16 protein-coding genes, 1 tRNA gene and 1 pseudogene are annotated in these 18,061 nt (G+C 64.0%); 7 read left to right on the forward strand and 11 right to left on the reverse strand.

The features are described from left to right. Window positions 1–141 precede the first annotated feature (141 nt). Window positions 142–603, forward strand: a complete 462-nt coding sequence (gene sixA, locus BME24068_RS06105; protein WP_096502708.1) for a phosphohistidine phosphatase SixA — start codon at window positions 142–144, stop codon at window positions 601–603. A gap of 157 nt (window positions 604–760) precedes the next feature. After that, complete coding sequence (locus tag BME24068_RS06110) at window positions 761–1,567, forward strand: GNAT family N-acetyltransferase (RefSeq protein ID WP_096502706.1); 807 nt, start codon at window positions 761–763, stop codon at window positions 1,565–1,567. A 213-nt stretch (window positions 1,568–1,780) separates the two neighbouring features. Here the strand turns inward: BME24068_RS06110 and BME24068_RS06115 are convergent, their stop codons facing one another. Then, window positions 1,781–1,951: a hypothetical protein gene (locus BME24068_RS06115; protein WP_172441889.1), complete on the reverse strand. Its 171-nt coding sequence runs from the start codon at window positions 1,949–1,951 to the stop codon at window positions 1,781–1,783. Window positions 1,952–2,086: 135 nt separating this feature from the next. Here BME24068_RS06115 and BME24068_RS06120 point away from each other — a divergent pair, with 135 nt between their 5' ends. Then, window positions 2,087–2,266, forward strand: coding sequence for a hypothetical protein (locus tag BME24068_RS06120; RefSeq protein ID WP_174925584.1), 180 nt, complete (start codon window positions 2,087–2,089; stop codon window positions 2,264–2,266). Between the two features lie 19 nt (window positions 2,267–2,285). Here the strand turns inward: BME24068_RS06120 and BME24068_RS06125 are convergent, their stop codons facing one another. The 5 genes from BME24068_RS06125 to BME24068_RS06145 form a co-directional block, all read right to left on the reverse strand. Continuing rightward, entirely contained in the window at window positions 2,286–3,668 is a 1,383-nt protein-coding gene (locus tag BME24068_RS06125; protein WP_174925477.1) for an MATE family efflux transporter, read from the reverse strand. Between the two features lie 10 nt (window positions 3,669–3,678). Next, window positions 3,679–4,005, reverse strand: a complete 327-nt coding sequence (locus tag BME24068_RS06130; RefSeq protein ID WP_096502702.1) for a DUF2288 domain-containing protein — start codon at window positions 4,003–4,005, stop codon at window positions 3,679–3,681. Window positions 4,006–4,087: 82 nt separating this feature from the next. Beyond that, window positions 4,088–5,707, reverse strand: a complete 1,620-nt coding sequence (locus BME24068_RS06135) for an acyl-CoA synthetase (RefSeq protein ID WP_174925478.1) — start codon at window positions 5,705–5,707, stop codon at window positions 4,088–4,090. Window positions 5,708–6,073: 366 nt separating this feature from the next. After that, a complete protein-coding gene (locus tag BME24068_RS06140; protein WP_174925479.1) occupies window positions 6,074–6,766 on the reverse strand; it encodes a peptidoglycan DD-metalloendopeptidase family protein in 693 nt (230 codons plus the stop codon). A gap of 134 nt (window positions 6,767–6,900) precedes the next feature. Beyond that, window positions 6,901–7,812, reverse strand: a complete 912-nt coding sequence (locus BME24068_RS06145; RefSeq protein WP_174925480.1) for an aldose epimerase family protein — start codon at window positions 7,810–7,812, stop codon at window positions 6,901–6,903. A gap of 482 nt (window positions 7,813–8,294) precedes the next feature. On the opposite strand from BME24068_RS06145, the gene BME24068_RS06150 reads away from it, so the two are divergent. Next, a complete protein-coding gene (locus BME24068_RS06150) occupies window positions 8,295–9,125 on the forward strand; it encodes an undecaprenyl-diphosphate phosphatase (RefSeq protein ID WP_096502694.1) in 831 nt (276 codons plus the stop codon). A 177-nt stretch (window positions 9,126–9,302) separates the two neighbouring features. Then, window positions 9,303–9,379 (forward strand) — tRNA-Arg (locus BME24068_RS06155). Window positions 9,380–9,631: 252 nt separating this feature from the next. Here BME24068_RS06155 and BME24068_RS06160 read toward each other — a convergent pair. Continuing rightward, on the reverse strand, window positions 9,632–10,795 hold the full coding sequence (locus BME24068_RS06160; RefSeq protein ID WP_244110675.1) for a GlxA family transcriptional regulator: 1,164 nt from the start codon (window positions 10,793–10,795) through the stop codon (window positions 9,632–9,634). 65 nt (window positions 10,796–10,860) lie between these two features. Here BME24068_RS06160 and BME24068_RS06165 point away from each other — a divergent pair, with 65 nt between their 5' ends. Further along, window positions 10,861–11,835, forward strand: a complete 975-nt coding sequence (locus BME24068_RS06165; RefSeq protein WP_096502690.1) for an NAD(P)H-dependent flavin oxidoreductase — start codon at window positions 10,861–10,863, stop codon at window positions 11,833–11,835. A 138-nt stretch (window positions 11,836–11,973) separates the two neighbouring features. On the opposite strand, the pseudogene BME24068_RS06170 reads toward BME24068_RS06165, so the two are convergent. The 4 genes and pseudogenes from BME24068_RS06170 to BME24068_RS06185 all read right to left on the reverse strand — a co-directional run. Further along, window positions 11,974–12,322, reverse strand: a pseudogene (locus BME24068_RS06170) (transposase); the annotation flags it as partial. 633 nt (window positions 12,323–12,955) lie between these two features. After that, window positions 12,956–13,711: an IclR family transcriptional regulator gene (locus BME24068_RS06175; RefSeq protein WP_096502688.1), complete on the reverse strand. Its 756-nt coding sequence runs from the start codon at window positions 13,709–13,711 to the stop codon at window positions 12,956–12,958. Between the two features lie 175 nt (window positions 13,712–13,886). Further along, on the reverse strand, window positions 13,887–14,942 hold the full coding sequence (locus BME24068_RS06180) for a transporter substrate-binding domain-containing protein (RefSeq protein ID WP_174925481.1): 1,056 nt from the start codon (window positions 14,940–14,942) through the stop codon (window positions 13,887–13,889). Window positions 14,943–15,005: 63 nt separating this feature from the next. After that, window positions 15,006–15,776: an SDR family NAD(P)-dependent oxidoreductase gene (locus BME24068_RS06185; RefSeq protein WP_096502684.1), complete on the reverse strand. Its 771-nt coding sequence runs from the start codon at window positions 15,774–15,776 to the stop codon at window positions 15,006–15,008. 218 nt (window positions 15,777–15,994) lie between these two features. Between BME24068_RS06185 and BME24068_RS06190 the strand changes: the two genes are divergently transcribed. Further along, entirely contained in the window at window positions 15,995–18,061 is a 2,067-nt protein-coding gene (locus tag BME24068_RS06190; protein ID WP_174925482.1) for a hydantoinase/oxoprolinase family protein, read from the forward strand.

Genomic DNA, 18,061 nt, shown 5'->3' on the forward strand with positions numbered 1-18,061 from the left:
GTCTAATCGGTGACGGAGTCAATCACGTTATGCGTATGAGATATGCGTGACCCCAAACCGGCCATGATTGGCGACAATTTGCATGGCGATCGCCGGGCACGCGCGTGTGGCCGGATCGTCGCCAACGCATGGAGAGCAATCATGATGAACCTGATCCTGTGGCGTCACGCCGAAGCCGAAGACTACGCGGCAAGCGACCTCGCGCGCCAGTTGACCGCCCGCGGGCGCAAGGACGCACTGGCCATGGCCAAATGGCTGCGCGGCCGGCTCGAATCGAGCAGCATGATTCTCGCGAGCCCGGCGGCGCGCACGGTGCAGACGGTCGAGGCGCTGACCGACCAGTACCGCACGATCGATTCGCTCGCGCCGGGCGGCAGCGTCGACGACGTGCTCACGGCGGCCGGCTGGCCGGACGGCATTGCGCCGACGGTCGTGATCGTCGGCCATCAGCCGACGCTCGGCAGCGTCGCCGCGCAGCTGATCGCGGGCAGCGACGACAGCTGGAGCGTCAAAAAGGGCGGCATCGTGTGGCTTGCGAGCCGCACGCGCGACGGCAACCGTCAGGCGGTGCTGCGCGCGGTGTTGACCCCGGAGCTCGTGTAACAGGCCTGAAGGCAATCGTCATACGGTTTTGCAAGCTTTCTGCTAAAGTCAGTTTGGCGACACGTCATTGAAAGGACACGGTCGTGCCACAGAACGGTAACGGCCGATTACTACATTGCTGGCATGTCGTCCTCTTCCTTACGACCAGGAAAGCCTAATGCGAGAACTGCCGACGCCTACGCTCCCTTTTGCCTCGCTTCCCCTCGACACGACGCGGCGTCACTTGCCGCGCGCTGCTGAAACCGTCACATCCGAATACCGTCTGCGCGCCGCCTGGGCGCGTACCGAAGATGAACTGCGCGAGGCCCAGCGGCTGCGCTACAGCGTGTTCGCCGAAGAGATGGGCGCGCAGGTCAGCGGCCCGTCCGGTCTCGACGTGGATCCGTTCGACGCCTATTGCGACCACCTGCTGGTGCGCGATCTCGATACGCTGAAGGTCGTCGGCACGTACCGCGTGCTGCCGCCGCACCAGGCCGCGCGTGTCGGCCGTCTGTACGCGGAAGGCGAATTCGATCTGTCGCGCCTCACGCACCTGCGCGGCAAGATGGTCGAGGTCGGCCGCTCGTGCGTGCACAGCGACTACCGCAGCGGCGCCGTGATCATGGCGCTGTGGGGCGGCCTCGGCGCGTACATGATGCAGAACGGCTACGAGACGATGCTCGGCTGCGCGAGCGTGTCGATGGCCGACGGCGGCCACTATGCGGCGAACCTGTATCAATCGTTGTCGGCCGGTTCGCTGACGGCGCCGGAATACCGCGCGTTCCCGCATACGGCGCTGCCGGTCGACGAACTGCAGACGGGCACGGTCGTCGCGCCGCCGCCGCTGATCAAGGGTTATCTACGCCTCGGTGCGAAGATTTGCGGCGCACCGGCCTGGGATCCCGACTTCAATTGCGCGGATTTCCTCACGCTGTTCCGCTTGTCGGACATCAACGCACGCTACGCCCGGCACTTCCTGGGCTGAGCATGCTCCGGATCGCGGCGCGCCCGTCATGGGCGCGCGCCAAGCGTACGCCGTCGCCCGGCAATCCGCCAAGCGACGGCGTTTGTCCATTCGGACGACGCTACGGTATCGAACCCCGTTAATTCGGACGGTACACCGCGTGCCAGCGCACCCGGGCGGGTGCGTTGGCAGTCAGGGCCGCGCATGCGGCGGCCCGTATGACGGCGCGGCTTGCTAGTGCTTGCGCCGCCAGTCGAGCAGGTGGTGTTCCGCCATCCAGTGATGGATCATCCCTTCGCCGCTATGGCTGCGCTTGTATTCGCGCGACTCGAAGTAGGACAGGGCGACAAGCACCATCAGACCGATGAACAGGCCGATCAGGCCAGCGATTTCTTCAGACGTCATGGCAGCCTCCTTTCAACGGCACAGCGCCATGCGTACATAGTAGAACATGTGCGGGACGACCTCTAACCCGGAATTCCGCTAGACTCGGCCCGGTTCTGGCGCGCGATGGGCGCGCCGTTTTCCGGAGCGCTTTCGATGACCCGTTTCATGCTGGCCGTGCTGGCCGCGTCTATTCTTGCCGGCTGCAGCAGCGATCCCCGTGATGCCCGTCGCGGTCATCCGCCGCAAGACCCGGCCGACTATCACGGTGTGCCGACCGACATGACGCCGCCGTCGATGCTCGGCGAGCCGGGTTCGGCGGCCCCCGCGAAATAACGGCCGGCCCGCGCGACCGTCACGCGCGGGCAACAGGCACGTCGGCGCCGATCCGGCGTATCAGCTCGGGCAGGTAGCGTGCGAGCGTCGCGCCGCGCGCGACCATGAAGAGCAGCAGTGCGAACCACAGCCCGTGATTGCCGAACGGGCCGACGGCGGCCAGCGTGGCGGCAATGAAGATCGCTAACGACGCGACCATCGCGCGCATCAGCGATTGTGTCTGCGTCGCGCCGATGAACACGCCGTCGAGCAGGAATCCCCACACGGACACGATCGGCGAGATCGCTGCCCACGGCAGATACTGCAGCGCGACCGCGCGGATCCCGGCCTGATCGGTCAGCTGCGCGACGATCCAGCCGCCGGCCGCCCAATAGACCAGCGCGAACAGCAGCGCGCCGAGCACGGACCACAGCAGCGTGACGCGCACGGCCTGCCGGAATGCGGCGCGATCGCGCGCACCCGCGGCCGCGCCGACGAGCGCTTCGGCCGCGTGCGCGAAGCCGTCGAGCCCGTACGCCATGAAGGTCTGGAAATTCAGCAGCAGCGCGTTGGCCGCGAGCGTCGCGTCGCCCTGTTTCGCGCCGAGGTGGGCAAACCAGCCGAACGCGCCGAGCAGGCACAGCGTGCGCAGGAAGATGTCGCGATTGAGCACGATCAGTCGCTCGAGTGCCGCGCGATCGACCAGTTCACGCGCGGCGAGCGGCGCCAGCCCGCGCGGCCGCAGCCGCCACAGCATCCAGGCGCCGAGCGCGAAGCCGCACGCGTCCGCGGTGGCGGTCGCCGCGCCGATTCCGCTGATACCCCAGCCGAAGCCGTACACGTACAGCAGCACGGCGCCGATGTTCACCGCGTTGATGAAGACCTGTGCGACGAGCGCGAGCCGCACGCGCTGCGCGCCCAGCAGATAGCCGAGCACGACGTAGTTCGCGAGCGCGAACGGGGCGCTCCAGATGCGGGCGTGACCGTATGCGAGGGCCGTTGCGCGAACCGCGTCGCTGCCGCCCAGCGCGGTCAGCGCGAACGACAGCAGCGGCACTTGCAGCGCGAGCACGGCCGCGCCGAGCGCGAACGCGACGATCAGCGCGCGCAGCACGTTCAGGCGGATGCCGGCGGCGTCGCCGGCGCCGTGCGCCTGCGCGACGAGGCCCGTCGTGCCCATGCGCAGGAAGCCGAAACCCCAGAACACGAAGTTGAAGAACAGCCCTCCGAGCGCGACGCCGCCGAGATACTGCGCGCCGTCGAGATGGCCGGCTACTGCCGTGTCGACCGCGCCGAGAATCGGCTGGGTCAGGTTCGCAAGGACGATCGGGAAGGCGAGCGCGAGGACGCGACGGTGCGAGACGGCAACGGGTCCGGCAGCCGGCCCGGCGCCGGCCCGGTGCGGTAATGCGGATTCGGACATGGCGGACGCGTCAGGCGCGTTCCTGCACGCATACCCATGGCGACACGACGACCGCCCACAGTTCCGGATTGCGCGCCGCGTAGTCAGCGGCGGTTTCCGCCGGCATGCGTGCGACGAGGCCGGCGGACAGCCAGCGCGTGACCTGTTCCGAATCGTCGCCGGCAATCGCTTCCGCGACGCTGACGAGATCGAGGTCGCGCGCGACCGACAGCAGCTTGCCCTGCGCGAAGAAGCGTTCGAGATCGCACCAGTCGATCTTGGCGGTTTCGCCGAGGAGTTTGGCGTAGAGCGGGCTGTGCGACGCACCCGCGGCGGAATCGTGTTGGTGGGAGGACATCGGTTGTTCGTTGGAAAGACTGCGTGGCGCCACTATAAACCATCCGGCCGGGCGGACGGATGCCCGCCCGGCCACGGGCTGCTCACGCATCGCGCAGCGCGCGGCGCACGATCTTGCCGGTCGCGGTCATCGGCAGGCCGTCGACGAACGCGATGGCGCGCGGGTACTCGTGCGCGGCCAGGCGCGTGCGCACGTGTGCCTGCAGCGCCTGGACCAGCGCATCGTCGCCGGCATGGCCGGGGTTCAGCACGACGAACGCCTTGACGATCTCGGTGCGCGTCGCATCGGGCACGCCGACCACGGCCGCCATTCGCACCGCGGGATGTGTGAGCAGGCAGTCCTCGATCGGCCCCGGGCCGATCCGGTAACCGGCGCTCGTGATCACGTCGTCGTCGCGGCCGACGAAGCGTATGAACCCGTCGGCGTCGATCGTGCCGGTGTCGCCCGTGAGCAGGTAGTCGCCCGCGAACTTGTCGCGCGTCGCGTCCGGATTGCGCCAGTACTCGAGGAACATCACCGGATCGGGGCGGCGCACCGCGATGCGCCCCTCGACGCCTGGCGGCAGCGGTGTGCCGTGTTCGTCGACGATCGCGACCGTGTGGCCGGGCACGGCCTTGCCGATCGCGCCGGGCTGCGCGTCGAACAGCGCCGCGCACGACGACAGCACCATGTTGCATTCGGTCTGCCCGTAGAACTCGTTGATCGTGACGCCCAGCGCCTCGCGTCCCCACGCCGTCAGCTCGGTGCCGAGCGATTCCCCGCCGCTCGCGACGGATTTCAGCGACAGCGCGTAGCGCTCGCGCGGCGCCGGCACCGCGCGCATCAGCTTCAGCGCGGTGGGCGGCAGGAAAGCATGGGTCACGCCGTGCCGCGCCATCAGCGCGAACGCGGCCTCGCCGTCGAATTTCTCGAAGCGGCGCGCGAGCACGGGCACGCCGTGGTGCCACGACGGCAGCAACACGTCGAGCAGGCCGCCGATCCATGCCCAGTCGGCGGGCGTCCAGAACAGGCGCGCGTCGCGCGGGAAGCATTGCTGCGACATCTCGACGCCAGGCAGGTGGCCCAGCAGCACGCGATGCGCGTGCAGTGCGCCTTTCGGCTTGCCGGTCGTTCCGGACGTATAGATGATCACCGCCGGATCGTCCGCGGCGGTGTCCGCCGGCACGAAATCGGGCGATTCGGCGGCGAGTGCTGCGTCGTAGCGCAGCACGCCCGGCGTGTCGGGTGCATCGTCGCCGATGCAGTAGCACGTGTGCAGTGCCGGCAGGTGTGCGCGCAGCGGCGCGATCTTCGCGTAGCCGGCCGCGTCGGTGACGAGCGCGGCGGCTTCGCTGTTCGCCAGCCGGTATTCGAGTGCGTCGACGCCGAACAGCGTGAACAGCGGCACCGCGATCGCGCCGAGCTTGTACGCGGCGAGATGGGCGATGGCCGTCTCGGGGCCCTGCGCGAGGAAGATGCCGATCCGGTCGCCGCGTCGCAGGCCGGCCCGCGCGAAGCTGTTCGCGAGCCGGTTAGAAGCATTCCTCAGGTCGTCGAACGTGATGCGCGACACGTCGCCTTGCGCCGTTTCGTGGATCAGCGCGAGCCGTCCGCTGCCGTCCGCCCACTTGTCGCAGACGTCCACGCCGATGTTGTAGCGGGCCGGAACGTCCCAGGCGAAGCGGGAGAGCAGGTCTTCGTAGCGGTCGGCGGCGGGCAGCATCACATGTCTCCTCGGCATCGATCGTCGGATTGCGTCGATGAGTTACATCGGCATTTCACGCGATCGAAACCACAATGGCGTCTGATAGATAGGGAATGCTCGGGCTCGTGCGACGAGGTCGGTTCAGTGCACGATTCCGCGATGACGCATAAGATCACGACAAAACAGTAATGTGACCATGGATTTGCTTCTGATAGCTGCGGGGTTCAGCCTGTTCGGAATCGGTGCGCTGGTGGTGTTCGCCAGTCGCGTCGATCCGCTGTCCGGTCGTTTGACCGGACGTCTGCGCCGGCGCTGACACGACCTTTCCGACCTGTTGCGACGACGCGCGATGCGAGCCGGCACCGCATGTCGTCTGTCGCGCGTTCAGCGCGACGGCAGGTAGCGTGCCGGATCGATCGAACGGCCGCCGTAACGCAGTTCGAAGTGCAGCGCGACGCGTTCGCTGTCGCTGTTGCCCATCTCGGCGATCGTCTGCCCCTGCGTGACCGACTGGCCTTCCTTCACGAGCAGCGCGCGGTTGTGCGCGTACGCCGTCAGGTAGTCCGAGTTGTGCTTGAGGATGATCAGGTTGCCGTAGCCGCGCAAGCCGTTGCCCGCGTAGACGACCACGCCGGGTGCCGCGGCCATCACCGGCGTGCCCGCCGAATTCGCGATATCGATGCCCTTGGAGTTCGAGCCGTCGAAGCTGCGCACCACGTTGCCGGCGGCCGGCCAGATCAGCGCGATGCTCGTGGCCGGCTTGACCGCCGATTCGACCGGCGCGGAAGGTGCAGGGCGGTTGCGGCCCGCGCTGCCCGTGCCGGTGGTCGACGCGGTCGTCGTGCCGGGCGGGGGCGCGACGCGCAGCACCTGGCCGACCTCGATCGCGTCCGGGTTCGTGATCTGGTTCCAGCGCACGATGTTCTGCGTCGACGTGCGGTTCGCGCGCGCGATCTTGTACAGCGTGTCGCCGCGTTCGACGCGGTAGAACCCCGGGCCGACGGGGGCGGAGCCGCACGCGACGAGCAGTGCGGCGCAGGCGGCCGCGAAGAGCCGCTTCGTTGTTGTTCCGAACATTGAACCTCGCAAAAACCCTGCCGCGCGCGACGCGGCAGGCAACACAAAACGTCCGATTTTAACGGGTTCGACCCGCGCACCGCAGTTTCGGGCCGCGGGCGGCGCCGTCGCGCACCGGTCAGGTGCGCGCGATGTCAGTCGGCGAGCGGCAGCACGCGAATGCGCAAGGCGGCCGTTTCGGACGTGCCCGGTGCCAGCATGCGCAGCCCGAGGCCGTTGTGGATCGCGTCCGGCAGGCCGAGCCACGGCTCGACGCAGTAGAAGTCCGATTCCGGCTTTTCCGTCCAGCTCGTGACCGCGTACCACGGGATCGAGCCCGGCACGTCGAGCGCGATTTCGATCGTGCGGCGGCGGCCCGGCATCACGATGCGTACCGGCGTGGACGACGCGCCGTCGAGGCAATGGAAGCGATCGAGGATGTCCGGATCGCCGAGGCTGTACGAGGCAGCGCCGGGCTCGGGGGGGCTGATCGAGCCGTCTGCTTGCTGCAGGCGGCGGTGCGTCGGCGGCAACTCGAGCGTGGTTTCGTCGCGTTCGCCGTGCGGCAGCGCGAAATAGAAGTGGTGGCCCGCGTAGTACGGCAGCGGCGTGTCGCCGCGGTTGGTCGTCGTGAGCGCGACGTCGAGCGTATGGGCGTCGGCGAGCCGGTAGGTCGCTTCGAAGCGAAAATCGAACGGATAGCTTGCGTGCAGCGCTTCGTCCGCATCGAGCGTCATCGACAGCGCGGTGCCGTCGGCTGATGGGTGTGCCGCGAACGGCAGGTCGCGCGCGAAGCCGTGCATCGGCAGGTCGCGGATCACGCCGGCGGCATCGCGCCAGCGGCCGAGTTCGCCGTCGACGCGGTGGCGGCCGAGGAACGGGAACAGCAGCGGGTTGCCGCCGCGCACGCGCGCGAGGTTGCTCCAGTCGGCGGTTTCCGGCCAGAAGATGACCGGTTCGCCGTCGACGTGCCACGACAGCAGGCGGCCGCCGAATTGCGGGGCGACCCGAACGAGCGACGGGCCGGCGTGAAGTTCATGAATGTCGTGCTGCTGGAAGATCGGCATGGCGAATCGGTATGAACGGGTGAGCGGGGTGCGCAATGGCGCGCTTCATTATCGGCCGCGAGGCGGTCGGGGAAAACCCTTCTCGGGAAATCGCGAGTTTTTCAGATTGCCAACGGTCTGGATAATGCCTGTAAACCGGTGATGTTGCCGGGTCATGACACTTCTGGAGGGGCCATGGATCTGGCAATGGCAATGGGAATCGCACTGTTCGGCATGTTCACCGGCAGCACGGTACTATTTTTCTACCAGCTAGGCCGCTGACGGCAAGTTGTTCCGGATTCGCAAGGCCCGCCATGCAAATGGCGGGCTTTTTGCTTTCTGCGCACTTACAAATTGCAAGTGTTTGTGTGCATTGCCGCAATATCCGGCCAAATGCCTTGGCGCGGTAATCCCGGCTCGGCATAATCGGGGCGCATTTTTTCGGACGCGCACCGCGTCGTCCGCTTTTCTTCCCGATTGATCACTACTAAGAGGACCGACGCGTGAGTCTCTGGTTTCTGGTATTCCTGAGCGTCCTGCAGGGCGTCACCGAACTGTTCCCCGTCAGCAGCCTCGGTCACACGCTGCTCGTGCCGGCGCTGTTCGGCATGCACATCGACAAGCACGCGCCGCAGTTGCTGCCGTTCCTTGTTGCGCTGCACCTGGGCACCGCGCTCGCGCTGCTGTGGTATTTCCGTGCGCGCTGGATCGCGCTGATCAGCGGTTTCTTCGCGCAGCTCGGCGGTCGCAAGAATGACGACGGGCACCTGATGTGGGCGCTGATCATCGGCACGATTCCGACCGGGATCGTCGGTCTGCTGCTCGAGAAGCGCATCGAGCGCGTGTTCCACGACCTGCGCATCGTCGCGATCGCGCTGATCGTGAACGGCGTGCTGCTGTGGATCGGCGACCGCATCCAGCGCAGCCGTGCGCATCAGCCGCCCGAGAAGATGACGTTCAAGCAGGCGTTCTTCGTGGGTCTCGCGCAGGTTGGCGCGCTGATTCCGGGGTTCTCGCGCAGCGGGCTGACGATGATCGCCGGCAATGCGGCGGGGCTGACGGCCGAGAAGGCCGCGGAGTTTTCGTTCCTGCTCGGCACGCCGATCATTTTCGCGGCGGGCGTGCTCGAACTGCCGAAGCTGTTCCATGCGCAGGGCCAGCTCGCGGACGCGCTGCTCGGCGGCGTGCTGACGGCGATCGCCGCTTATCTGAGCGTGCGGTTCCTGATGCGCTATTTCGAAGGGCGCGGGCGACTGGCGTCGTTCGGTGTGTATTGCGTGATCGCCGGGGTGTTCTGTCTCGGGTGGTTCATGCTGCATGCGCAGCCGGTTTGACGGTGCAGCGCCGCTCGCGCGTGATATGGCGCGCTGATCGGGTATAATTTCGGGCTCGGCTTCATGCCGGGCCCGTTTCGTTTCGGGGCTTCGCACCGGTAGTGGTTGTGGTGGTGTTCGAAGAAGCCTTGTGCGGCGAATGCGGTCCGGATTGTGTGCCGTGTCTTTTTTCCTCGACCGCCCTTAGCTCAGTTGGATAGAGCAACGGCCTTCTAAGCCGTAGGTCACACGTTCGAATCGTGTAGGGCGGGCCATTCCGAGTACTTCAAGACGTTCCGGGGTTACGGTCGATTGTGACCCTAGCCCACAAAACTGACCCATTTGGAAGTGGAAAATTCCGGCATGACGTTGTCATCGCGCTGCCATGCCGCGCCGTGCGGACGAAATTCGCGGGGGGCGCTCGACGCTGTGGACCGGCCTGCTTCTTGTCGGCTGGTAGTGTGAAGCGGCGGGGGGCGTTGTCGACGGCGAGCAAGGGCGGCCATTTGTTTCGCCACGAGACGAAATCATTGTTGCGATTCGGACGTGGGGCGAAAACGATCACGGTACGCGCCAGGGCTGAGGCCGACCATATTTTTGAACAGTCGACAGAATGAGCTCGTATCGTTGTATCCCACCTGGACCGTAATCCTATCGAGGCTGACATCTCCAGCCTCCAGCAACCCGCGCGCAGTCTCGATGCGTAGGCTCTGCAAATACCTCAACGGCGGCTGACTTAGTGCCGACTGAAATCGACGGATTATCGTGCGCTCGCTCACGCCAAGATCATGCGCCATCTCTGATATTTTCACGTCCTTCGCCATGTGCTTCTGCAGCCAATGCTGTGCACGGTGCACCAGCGAATCGGCGTGAGCTTTGTCTGCCAGCAACGGGAGATACGGTAATTGTTTCGTCTGACTGACATCGATGAGCATCGTTTTGGCGCACTGCGCAGCGATGACCGCTCCGGAAAAACGCTCGACAATATGAATTGTCTGCAGCAGGTAGGACGCTGACGCTCCGGCGCAAATCAAGCGGTCTGCTTCAGTAACAACGGGTTCCAACTGCAGGTCAATGCGGGGAAAGCGACTGCGAAACTGGTCTGCCAGCCACCATGTGGTCGTCGCAGGTCTGTTGTCCAACAGGCCCGTTTGAGCGAGGACGAAGGTGCCGGTGCAGTTTGCCGCAAGGTAGGCCCCTGCATGCCATTGCGAAACCAGCCAGTCGCATGCTGCAGACTGTCGTGCCAACAACTGGTCAAAAGCCTTGCCGCTCGCGTAGTACGCACTGGGAACAAAAACTAGATCGAACTTCTCTCGCGGTCGAATCGGCTCCGTGTTTAGTTGCAGACCGTTGCTTGCCGAAATGGGCTTCCCTGTCGCGGAAACAAACCTCCAATTGAACTGCGCATTTCCGTCGCCCCCTTGTCGCCGCAAGTGTGAGTTCGCAACCTGAAGGATATCGGCGAACCCGCCCAAGCTGGAAGCGTAGCAATCATCATATGAAAGGATGGCGGCGCGCGGCATGCTGTGTCGTATATCGCATTGAATATGTCGGTTTCGCCAATTTACCGCAATTCGACCAACGGAGAAACTGACCTTGTTCACATAGCGCCAGCGCAATGTGGCGAGCCAAATTTTCAATGGGGCGGCAGAACCGCACCAGCGACATTTAAACGTCCAGTGACGCACGGCGTGGTCGCGAGGTGTTCTCCGCATGCCAACGTGCTTTCGTACTAACTTAATCCGCAAACATCATGAAAACCAGGATTACAGAACTCTTCGGTATCGAATATCCGATCATCCAGGGCGGCATGCACCATGTCGGGTATGCGGAACTGGCGGCAGCCGTCTCCAACGCAGGTGGCCTCGGCATCATTACCGGCCTGACACAGCGAACGCCGACCGATCTCGCTGCCGAAATCCGGCGTTGTCGCGAGATGACCGACAAGCCGTTCGGTGTGAACCTCACGTTCCTGCCGACGGTCACTTCGCCCGACTATCCCGGCTATATCCGGGCCATCGTCGAAGGCGGGGTCAAGATCGTCGAAACTGCCGGCAACAACCCGCAGCCCTATCTGGCCGCGCTCAAGGAGGCGCATGTCAAGGTGATCCACAAGTGCACGTCGGTTCGTCACGCGCTGAAGGCCGAGTCGATTGGCTGCGACGCGGTCAGCGTCGATGGATTTGAATGCGGTGGTCATCCCGGCGAGGACGACATTCCGAACTTCATTCTCCTGCCACGCGCAGCCGATGAGCTCAAGATTCCGTTCGTGGCTTCCGGCGGCATGGCTGATGGCCGGTCGCTGGTTGCGGCACTGTCACTGGGCGCGGACGGCATCAACATGGGGACGCGATTTATCGCCACCCGCGAAGCGCCGGTGCACGAGAACGTGAAGCAGGCGCTGGTCGAGGCCACCGAACTGGACACGCGTCTGGTCATGCGCCCGTTGCGCAATACCGAGCGCGTGCTGCGCAATGCTGCGGTTGATCGTATCCTCGAAAAGGAAAGCAAGCTCGGCGCCGGTATCCGGTTCGACGATATCGTCGAAGAGGTCGCTGGCGTCTATCCGCGCATCATGAAGGAGGGTGCGCTCGACGCGGGCGCATGGTCGTGCGGCTTGGTCGCCGGGTTGATCCACGATATCCCGATTGTGAAGGAACTCGTTGATCGCATCGTGAGCGAAGCGACGGAGATTATCCACGGTCGGTTGGCAGGCATCGCGGCTTGATTTAGGGCGACTGGCTTAAGTTGACGTTTCTCTCACCACGCACCAATGTCCCCTAACGGAGTAGCAACTTAGAGGTCAGTTCGGTAACGGGAAGACCGATGTCAAGTACGTCTGTGTGGGGGCCCCCTATGTGTTTCGTCAAGCGCCAGGGGCTGACCTGGATTGGTAAATGGTGCCGTCGCGCAGCATGGCGAACAGGACGTCGCAACGTCGCCGTGCCAGCGCGATGAGCGCTTGGTTGTAGCGCTTGCCCTGCTGGATCTTGCGCGCGTACTAAGCCCGGGAGACAGGATCCCGCAATGCCGTGAAGGCGGATAGGAACAAGGCGCGGTGGAGCACCTTGTTGCCGCGTCTGGATGGATGAGCCTGAGCGCCGGGTGACCGGGGCAAGACCAGCGTAGGCCGCCAAGTGGGCGGCCGAAGCGAACGCTTTGTGGGCGACCTCGGTCAGGAGTCTGGCGGCGGTCCTGACGCCGATTCCCGGCACGACGAAGCAGTCGTCTTGACGAAAACATTGCAGCTACGGAGATTTCGCTGGAAGCGGACGAACTCCGGACTATCGAATCAGTCGCCGCAGCGGTACAGATCGAAGGCGATCATTACTACGCGCCGAAATGGAAAATCTGAACCGATGATCATTTTTCCGGATTAGGCCGGCGCGGCGAAAGGCATGGCAACGGCGCTGACAGTTCACTGACTTATCTGGCCGTGGCAATGGGCACAACGCTCGTTGGTATTGTCTTCGAACGAGGGCTGGGTTTTGCCGGTCTCTGTTTCGTGGCTGCGGGGGCGGTCTTCTGTCCTGGATGCCTTTGCACGCATCGAGGATTTCTGGGTGAGTCTGCTTCGCTTATCGGGTGTCAATCTGTTGCGGCCACGTCATGTAAGTGTACCTAGGCTGCTTTGTCTGGCCGTTCCCGGCAGGTTGTGCCGTGTCCTTCGGGGTTCGGGACACGATGTTGGTTAAACGGCGAAACGAACCTGGAGCCTGTTCATCTATCGACATGGAGCGAATATGGCAAACGAAAGAAACGACGTGGCAGCCGGCTCGACGACCGGTGCAGGCGCGTCGGCAGCAAGCGATTGCAATCCTTGACGTTGGGCGCGGCTTCTGCTGGCGTCAGTGACCGCGATAACCGAGCGTTTCCGATATACGTGTGGCGGCGCCTACGACGTCGGAGGCGAGCGACACGACGCGCTCGGCTCCGAGTCTATCGCTGGTTCCATTGAGCACGACCGAGGCGATGGGTTTGCCGTCTGCATTCCAGACCGGAGCAGCCAGACTGTTCGTACCGGTGCGGAATTCACCGATCGACGTCGCGTAGCCATCGACACGAATTTGCGTCAGGCGCTGACGCATTTCCGCAGCCGCATCGTCGGTCATCCACTGTGGGTCCACGCTTTTCGACTCGGCGATCGCCTGCTCCCACATCGATTCACTATGGAACGCGAGGATAGCCCGGCCCGCCGCCGTGCGTAATGCGGGCAGGCGCATGCCGATCATGCAGAATACGCGATTCGCGTCGTTGCTTTCGATCTTGTCGACGTAGATGATGTCGAGCCCGTCGCCCATGCACAGGAACACGGTTTCATCACATTGCTCGTGCAGGCGGCGCAGCTGTGAGGCGGCCGCGAGCCGCACGCGATCGCGCGACAAGGTCTTGTAGCCGAACTCCCACATCCGCAGCGTGGGGCCATAGCGGCCAGTGACCGGATCTTTCTGAGCGTAGCCAAGTTCGACCAGCGTGCTCAGCACGCGCTGGACGTTGCTCTTGGTCAGATTGATCTGGCGGCTCAGTTCGGTGACGCCGCGTGGCTGTTCGCTTTCGGCGAGCCGCTCCAGTACCGTCAGTCCCTTGAGAATCGTTGTGTCCATAAATCCCGATGTAATGTGAGGCGAGGCCGCCGGCAAAACGCAGCGCGCTGGCTCCGCATCTTTCCATCGCCGTGGCGGCTCAGAAAAGAACGTGCCGCCAACGTTGGCGGCGGCGTTGAAATTGTAGTCAATCCCCCATACGGCTGCTCACCGCAATATGAGGCTCGTTCATCACTCAGTCGAAAGTCGGCGAGAACAGCAGCCCGCCCTGCGACCATAGCGTGTTCTGTCCAGGTGGCAGTTTGTACGGGCTCTTGTCGCCGAGATTACGCGCGTAGATTTCGCTGTAATTGCCCATCTGTTTGATCACGTTGTACGCCCAGGCGTCCGGCAAGCCGAGTCCCTCGCCGACGCCTGGGGTTACGCCGAGCAGATACTTTACTTCGGCCGAACTGTTCCTGTCGGCGCGCTTCGCGGCGACGTTCTCCTGCGTAATGCCGAGACGCTGCGCTTCGATCAACGCGCCGAAGGTCCAGTTAATCACATCGAGGAACGCGTCGTCGCCTTGCCGCACCGCGACGCTGGTCGGTTCCATCGACACGATATCGGGCAGGATCGTCTGTTCTGGCGTCTTCAGTTCGCCGGCGCGTAGCACCGCGAGACCCGGACCCGCTGCCGACAGCGCGTCGCAACGGTGGTTCTTGTACGCGGACACGACGTCGGTGAAGTTCTCGAAAGTCAGCATCTTGTACTTCACGTTCAGCGAGCGCAGGTAGTTCACGAGCTGCTTGTCGCCAGTCGATCCCGCTACCGCACAGATCGTCGCGCCGTCGAGTTCCTTCGCGGATTTGATCTTAAGTGACGCGGGTACCATCAGCCGCACGCCGGCGAACAGGTACGGATTGCTGAACTGCAAGCCGAGCTTCGCGTCGCGGCTGCGTGTCCAACTGGTGAACATCGCGATCAGATCGATGGAGCCGGATTGGAGCGCCGGAAAGCGGTCCGCCCAGCTCACCGCCGAGAAGCTCACTTTCGGATTCGGCCCGAGAATAGCGGTCGCGATCGACTTGCAGATGTCGACGTCGAGGCCGTGCCAGCTGCCGTTGCTGCCGACTTCGAAGAAGCCGAGATAGGGCGAAGTCGGCACTGGACAGATCAGGTTGCCGCGCGCCTTGATGCGATCAAGCGTCGGCGAATTCGGTCCGGCGGCATAGATGGACGGCGGCGCGAATGCGGCGAGCGTGAGCGCCGTGCCAGCGATCGAGAGTGCCTGTTTGAGCATCATTTTCATGGCATGTATTCCCGTAGCGAGTGAACGGCGCCGACGCGCCGGCAGAACAAAGAAGGACGCCGATCAGGCTGCTGCCGGCACGTCGCAGGTGTAGTTCAACGCGAGGCGGCCGCCTTCGACATAGACGATCTGGCCGGTCATGTAAGACGCGTCGTCGCTGGCGAGAAACGCCGCCACCGACGCGATCTCCGACACATCGCCCGGACGGCCGAGCGGCGTGCGCGACAGGATGCGGTGGCGCGATTCCTCGGTGGCGAGCACGCGTGCCTTCGACATTTCGGTAAGGATCGTGCCCGGTCCGATCGCGTTCGCGCGGATACCGTACTTCGCTAGCGAAATTGCGATCACCTTGGTCAACTGGTTCAGGCCTCCCTTCGACGTCACGTACGCGGTCTGATTCGGCAGCGCGACCTGCCCGTTGATCGACGACATATTGACGATCGCCCCCGGTGCGTTACGAGCGACGAGTTCGCGCGAGAAGCGTTGTGATGCCGAGAAGGCTGAAGTCAGATTGATGCGCAGAACGCGCTCGAAGTCTTCGAGTTTGTAGTCGAGGAAATCGGCCGGGCACGTTACCGCAGCGTTGTTGACCAGCACGTCGAGCTTGCCGACCTGTTTCAGCGCGCTATCGAACAGGCGAGTGATGTCGTCCTGACTGGACATATCGGCCTTGATGCCGATACCGCCGATCGCCTTCATCGCGTCGAATACCGAGTCCTGCAGATCTGCACCGACGACAAGCGCGCCTTCCTGCGCGAGCCGTTCCGCGCACGCGAGACCGATCCCCTGAGCCGCGCCGGTAACGAGCGCGACCTTGTCCTTGAAACGTTTCATTGAAAAATCCTTGAGACAGATTGCCGGCTCCACCGCACCGGATGCAGTTCATTATACAAATTTCTGTTCCGAATATCAGGACGATGACTCAGTATTTACCCCGGGTGGCAATTTTTATTGATTGTCCTACTATTCGATCCAGTCGACTGGATATCGAAACAAAGCAGATCAACAGCACGGCATCACGTCGTGCAACTGCCTGACCGAAGGAGAGCGTTGTGATTCGACTGGCTGTAGACATAGGTGGTACGTTCACTGACGTCGTTCTGGACGTGTCCGGTACACGCCACACGGCGAAGGTGCTGACCACACCGAGCGACCCCGAGCAGGGTTTTCTCGAAGGCGTGCAAACCGCGCTGGTAAGAGCCGGCATCGCAGCCGCCGACGTTGAAGCGATCGTGCACGGCACGACGCTCGCGACCAACGCGATCATCGAGCGCAAGGGCGCGAAGGTCGGGCTCGTGACGACCGAAGGCTTCCGCGATTCGCTGGAAATCGCGTATGAGCATCGGTTCGAGCAATCGGACCTTTATATGGTACGTCCGGAGCCGCTGGTGCCGCGCGAGCATCGCTGGGGCGTCGAAGGGCGGCTTGCGGCCGACGGCAGTGAACTCGTCGCCTTCGATGAAGCCGCGCTCGAACGCGTCGCGCAACAGATGAAGGGTGCCGGTATCGAAGCGGTCTCGGTTTGCTTCCTGCACAGCTATGCGAACGATGATCACGAACGCCGAGCCGGTGCCGCGCTCGCCCGCCTTCTGCCGGGAATTCCGATCTCGCTGTCGTGTGAAGTGAGTCCCGAAATCCGCGAATACGACCGCGTCTCGACAACCGTCGCGAACGCCTACGTGCGCCCGCAAATGCAGGGCTATTTGCAACGGCTGGAAAAACAGCTCGCCGAACGCGGCTTCAACTGCGGTCTGTTGATGATCACGTCGAGTGGCTCGATGACGACGCTGCAAACCGCGTGCGAATTCCCGATTCGCCTCGTCGAGTCCGGTCCGGCGGGCGGCGCGGTACTCGCCAGCAATCTCGCTCAGGAACTCGGCGAAGCGAGCGTCGTGTCGTTCGACATGGGTGGCACGACCGCGAAAATCTGTCTCGTCGACGATTACCGCGCGCTGCAATCGCGCACCTTCGAAGTCGCCCGGGCGTATCGCTTTCTGAAAGGCAGTGGCTATCCGTTGCGCATTCCGGTGATCGAGATGGTCGAGATCGGCGCGGGCGGTGGCTCGCTCGCGGGCCTCGACGAATTGCGGCGTATCACGGTAGGCCCCGAGAGCGCGTCGTCGGTGCCGGGACCGGCGTGCTACGGACGTGGTGGCAAGCGTCCCGCGGTCACGGACGCCGACCTGATGCTCGGCCGGCTCGACCCCGAGCGCTTCGCCGGCGGTCAGATCCGCCTGTCGACCGATGCGTCGGCTGGCGCATTACACGCGGTCATCGGTGAGCCGCTTGGGATCGACGAACGCGCGGCGGCCGCTGGCATTAGCGAGATCGTCGATGAAAACATGGCAAATGCAGCACGCGTGCATGCAATCGAGTGGGGCAAGAATCTGCAGGAACGCACGATGATCGCGTTCGGCGGCGCCGCACCTCTGCACGCCGCGCGTCTGGCCGACAAATGCGGGATTCGCAAGGTGGTGATTCCGACCGGCGCGGGAGTCGGCTCGGCAATCGGCTTCCTGCAGGCTCCGATCGGCTATCACGTGACGCGCTCTCGCTACGTCAATCTCGAGGAATTCGATCCGCAAGCAGTCAACGATCTGTTCGCATCGATGAGCGACGAGGCCGCGGCTGCGATCCGCAAGGCGAGCGCGAAGGGTGCGATCGAGGAAACCCGGGTCGCTTACATGCGATATCGCGGTCAGGGCCACGAAATCGACGTCGCGTTGCCGGCACGACCGCTCACTGCCGACGACAAGTCGTTAATGGAAGACCTGTTTTCGGAGCGCTACGAGTCGCTGTTCGGTCGTACGATTCCGAGCCTCGGCGTCGAGGTGATGACATGGAGTCTCGCCGCCAATATTCCGGTGCCCGCGCCGCGAACGCAATTGCCGACCCGACGTGGCGCCAAAGCTTGGCCATCGTCGCGCCGCGCTATCTTCGATCCCGAACTGATGGAAGCGCTCGAGCACGGCATTCACGTGCGGCGCGAGCTCGCGCCCGGCGCGGTCGTCGAAGGCCCGGCGGTGATCGTCGAAGATGAAACCTCCACGCTCGTCGGCCGCAATTTCGACGCGTTGATCCTGCAATCCGGTTACATCCAGCTCGAAAGGAAGTCCTGA

The sequence above is a fragment of the Burkholderia anthina genome (genome assembly GCF_902498995.1).
Lineage (GTDB): Bacteria > Pseudomonadota > Gammaproteobacteria > Burkholderiales > Burkholderiaceae > Burkholderia > Burkholderia anthina.